This window comes from Dehalococcoidia bacterium (assembly GCA_021295915.1).
Lineage (GTDB): Bacteria > Chloroflexota > Dehalococcoidia > Lucifugimonadales > UBA1123 > VXRN01.
On record JAGWBK010000072.1, the window covers coordinates 11,053 to 15,537 of the forward strand.

Annotated in this window: 5 protein-coding genes; all 5 read left to right on the forward strand. The window is 61.4% G+C overall.

From position 1 onward, the window contains the following. Window positions 1-693, forward strand: a 693-nt coding sequence (locus tag J4G14_14720) for a hypothetical protein (protein ID MCE2459044.1), incomplete at its 5' end; no start/stop codon positions are given. A gap of 229 nt (window positions 694-922) precedes the next feature. Beyond that, a complete protein-coding gene (locus tag J4G14_14725) occupies window positions 923-1,186 on the forward strand; it encodes a hypothetical protein (protein ID MCE2459045.1) in 264 nt (87 codons plus the stop codon). A 374-nt stretch (window positions 1,187-1,560) separates the two neighbouring features. Next, window positions 1,561-3,399 carry a glycoside hydrolase family 15 protein gene (locus J4G14_14730; protein MCE2459046.1) on the forward strand — a complete coding sequence of 613 codons (1,839 nt, stop codon included), beginning with the start codon at window positions 1,561-1,563 and terminating at the stop codon, window positions 3,397-3,399. A gap of 218 nt (window positions 3,400-3,617) precedes the next feature. Continuing rightward, window positions 3,618-4,310 (forward strand): Uma2 family endonuclease, encoded by a 693-nt coding sequence (locus J4G14_14735; GenBank protein ID MCE2459047.1) that lies wholly within the window; start codon window positions 3,618-3,620, stop codon window positions 4,308-4,310. Window positions 4,311-4,315: 5 nt separating this feature from the next. Continuing rightward, window positions 4,316-4,485, forward strand: a 170-nt coding sequence (locus tag J4G14_14740) for an SDR family NAD(P)-dependent oxidoreductase (protein MCE2459048.1), incomplete at its 3' end; no start/stop codon positions are given.

The following is a 4,485-nucleotide window of genomic DNA, read 5'->3' on the forward strand; positions in this document are numbered from 1 at the left end:
CTGCTGACGATTCCGGGGCCTGTGTTGGGCGCTTACCTGATGCTCGCAATGGGCATCCTGTCTGTCAGCGGCTTTCAGACGATCATGCGCGACGGTCTCGACCCCCGGCGCATGCTTGTGGTCGCACTCGCATGTGCGCTGGGCCTGGGACTCCATCGTCACCCAGTCACGCAGGACCTCCTCGGCGATGATCTGGGCGCACTGCTTGGCAGCGGAGTTACCATCGGCGCAGTGGTCGCGATCGGGATGACGCTGCTGCTCGAAGCGATGAGCACGCGGCGCTCGCGCCTCGAGGTCACGCTGGACATGGCCTCGCTTCCGGCGATCCACGAGTTCCTCGACGGGCTGGCGTCCAGGCTGTCATGGAACGAATCCTCCACGCTGAGGTTGCGGTCGGCCGGCGAGGAGACGCTCACCACCCTTCTGATGCAGGAAGACGAGATTGAGGGGTCGGGTAGTCCGCGCCTGATCGTCGTCGCCCGGCCGCAAGGCGCTATGGTGGAGTTGGAGTTCGTCGCGACAACGCGTCATGAGAACATCGGGGACCAGATGGCGTTCCTGACCGACGAAGAGGCCATCCCAACACTCGACGACCTCTCGCTCCGGTTGCTGCGCTACCACGCGTCTGCCGTGCGCCACCAGAAGTACCACGGCGTGGACATCGTCACCGTCCAGGTCGAGGGCAGCGCCTGAGACTCGCAGCCTCGTCATTGCCGCGAAGGGGGAGATCTTCGCATATCCCCCTCTCCCTCAGGGAGAGGGCTGGGGTGAGGGTGAAGAGGCCTGATCGCAACCAATTGAGAAGCTTCACATCCCCTGGGTTCCGACGAAGTGTCTCCAGGCGGTGTGAGATCTTGAGAGCGGCTCTGAGTTGTGTATATGATCCAAGGAATATCTCTCCATCTGGCAAGGGACGGTACCGATGACTGAGCTTCTCCAGCGGGCCTTTGATAGAGCCTCCGAGCTGCCTGAAAATCAGCAGGATGAATTTGCGCGCTTCCTGCTTGCTGAGTTGGATTCGGAACGACGCTGGGATGAGTTGTTCAGTCTCCCGGAGTCAGACGACCTCCTGGACAGGTTGGCGGATGACGCTCTGGGCGCCCACAAGGCTGGCAGAACGAGGCCCGCAGGTCGGCCCTCACTACGAGGTGCCTCTCTGCTCAGCAATCCATGGGGTGTGAGCTAGTTCCCCGGTAGTCTAGTACAAGGCCTTTTCACCCTCACCCCAACCCTCTCCCATCAAGGGAGAGTGGGTTACAAAGAGATCTCCGAAAGCGGGGACCCATCTGCCGCATCGGACTATTCGGCAATCCAGTGCGTGTGGGCTAATCCCAAATGGCTTGCCGCCAGAGTGTTTTCGCCCTTACCCTGACGCTCTTCCTCAGGGAGAAGGGGTAACTGATTGGGTTCCAAGCTGGAAAGCCATTTCTGTCTCTTCCTGTGATCCCTAAGCGGGGTCATGAAGATGGCTGCGGGAACCGCGTCAGATACGTTGCGTACGCCAAGTGCCTGTGTTAGATTGCCGAGAATTTCGCTTGGACTCCTCTTTATTTGGCCTCGATGAAGCTTTGGCAGCACTCTCCGGACATCGGCAGCCACGGCCTGATTGGCGACATGTCTTCGGCGGCTCTGGTCGCCACTGACGGGACAATCGACTGGCTATGCATGCCCAGGTTCGACTCGCCCAGCGTCTTTGCCGCACTGCTCGACAGCAAGTCGGGTGGCAGATTTCAGATCGCGCCCGCTGGACTCGCGTCCAGCAGTCAGAAGTACCTGCCTGACACCAACATTCTGCAGACGTCTTTCAGGACTGAGATGGGCGTGCTGACCGTCACTGACTTCATGCCAGTTCGCGGAGGACCCCTTTCTGACGACGCCCCGCATGAGGTCCACAGGATCCTCAGGTGCGAGTCTGGCGAGGTGGACGTCAGTTGCGAGTTCGAGCCCAGACTAGACTACGCTCGGGGCGTGACTGTCCTCACACCGCTGCGCGAGGGGGTACAGGCGCGTGGAGGACGGCAGACGCTCAGTCTTCTTGCAAGCGTTCCCCTGCGCATTGGCAGTGAGCGGGCCACTGCACGGTTCGAGCTGCGACAGGGAGAGTCGGCGTCTTTCGTGCTCGCTTACGGTCACGGCAAGCCGGTCCGTGTCGACACCTACCGCACCGCGGCACGGCTGGATGACACGCGTATGTTCTGGCAGGAGATAGTGGCCGGAATCAGGTACGAGGGTGCGTGGTCCGAGGCGGTGAAGAGGTCGCTGCTCGTTCTGCACCTGATGATGTACCGGAGGACCGGTGCGATCATCGCCGCTCCGACCACCAGTCTGCCGGAGACGCTCGGAGGCTCGCGCAACTGGGACTATCGCTACGCGTGGCTGAGGGACTCCAGCTTCACGATCGACATCCTGTACAGGGTCGGCGACAACGGAGGCGGCGACAGGTACATCGAGTGGCTCCTGGACCAGTGCAAGTTGAACGACCGCAAGACGAGGATCGTGTACGGCGAGTCGCCGAACTCGTCGCTGAGAGAGCAGACACTCGACCACCTGGAAGGCTACGCAGGCTCCCGTCCGGTGCGAATCGGCAACGGCGCGGCGCGGCACCTTCAGCTCGACGTTTTTGGCGAGGTGATTCTCGCGATCCACACCCTCTTCCGGCTGCAGGGACAGATCCTGCGGCGCGCGTGGGCGCTGGTGACCAAGTTCGCCGAGACGGTGATCTTCAACTGGCGGCGTCGCGACCGAGGCGTGTGGGAGGTAAGAGGTCAGCAGCGGCATTTCGTGTACTCGAAGATCATGTGCTGGGCGGCGCTCGACCGGGCAGCACGCATTGCCAGAACGCTGAACGAGGGCGGACTCGCCAATCGCTGGAGTCGTGCCGCTGAAGACATCAGGCAGCAGGTGCTGACCGAAGGATGGAGCGACAAGAAGCAGGCCTTCCGGCAGCGATACGACGACGACGCACTGGACGCCAGCAACCTAGTGATCCCGTTCCTCGGCTTCCTGCCTCCTGACGACCCCCGCATCCGCATGAACGCCGACGCGATAGCGCGCGAGCTTGCCGACGGCCCGTTCGTGTGGCGGTACCGGCCGTCCGAGACCGACGACGGCCTCGACGCCCAGGAAGAGGGCGCGTTCACCCTGCTGAGCTTCTGGCTGATCGGCAACCTACTCTACACCGGACAGGCCGACAAGGCAGGCGAGTACTTCGAACAGATAATGTCTCACGCCAACCACCTGGGCCTGTTCTCCGAGATGATCGACCCTCGCAGCGGCGCCCTGCTGGGCAACTTCCCGCAGGCGTACAGCCACGTCGGACTCATCCACACCGCCCGCAACCTCGACAGGTCGCTGAGCGGGAGGCCGTTGAGCGACAACCTGGCGGTAGTCGGGGGGTAGACTCGCTAGTCTTGTGTCTGGAGACTGAGTCAGTTTGGCAGACAGTGTTTTCACCCTCACCCTAACCCTCTCCCTGAGGGAGAGGGGACTTTAGATGCACCTACCAGATTGACACTGATTCTCGTGTCTGTGAGCCGGGCGTACGCCCCATTTGCCCGTGATATGATTGTCATCAAGGTCGGGAGTTTGGCATCAACATCTCGGCGGAGAGTCCAACCATGACCACCCGAAGCTCGCTCAAACAACCGAATACTGTCGACTACACAAAGCTCGAACCGCTGCCTGATCCGCCGCGGGAACCTGATATGCAACAACACGAGCATCTGCTTTACGCGGGTTCCAGCCTGCGTGCTCATTTTGCCGACCGTGATGATATTCTGATTTCCGGTGAGGGATACCTCAGACACGAAGCGACCAACGATGCTGAGAGACTCGCACCTGACTGCGTCGTTACCTTCGGGGTCGAACCAAAGGCCATAGTCGCCCGGAATGGCTACGTGATAAGCGAGGTTGGCAAGCCGCCGGACTTTGTTCTCGAGGTGGCATCGCACAGCACTGGCCGTCGGGACTACACGGTGAAGCGGGACGGTTACGCGGGCTACGGAGTGCGAGAGTACTGGCGCTTCGACCACACTGGCGGCAGGTTTTACGACGCCGCCCTTGCCGGTGACGCGCTCGTGGACGGCAGTTACGAACCCTTGGAGATAATCGATGAGCCGGATGGGTTGATCTGGGGACACAGCGAGGTCTTGGGACTCGACCTGTGCTGGTGTGATGGGGAGTTGAGATTCCGGGATCCCTCGACTGGTGAGTTCTTGTTGACGCCTGAGGAAGGGCGAGTTGCCTTGGAAACCGCAGAGGCCCGCGTTGCGGAGTTGGAAGCCGAGCTTCGCGAACTGCGTGGCCAGTAACCACTGTGAACGATACCCCCGCACTTCCAACGCACCCACAAGTTGTCCTCATTACCGGGGCGTCCGCGGGCATCGGCAAGGCCACCGCGCTGCACCTGGCGGGGCGTGGGTATGTCGTAATCGGTACCAGCAGGAAGCTGGAGCGGCTGTCAGGGCTGTTCGATGAGGCTGAGGA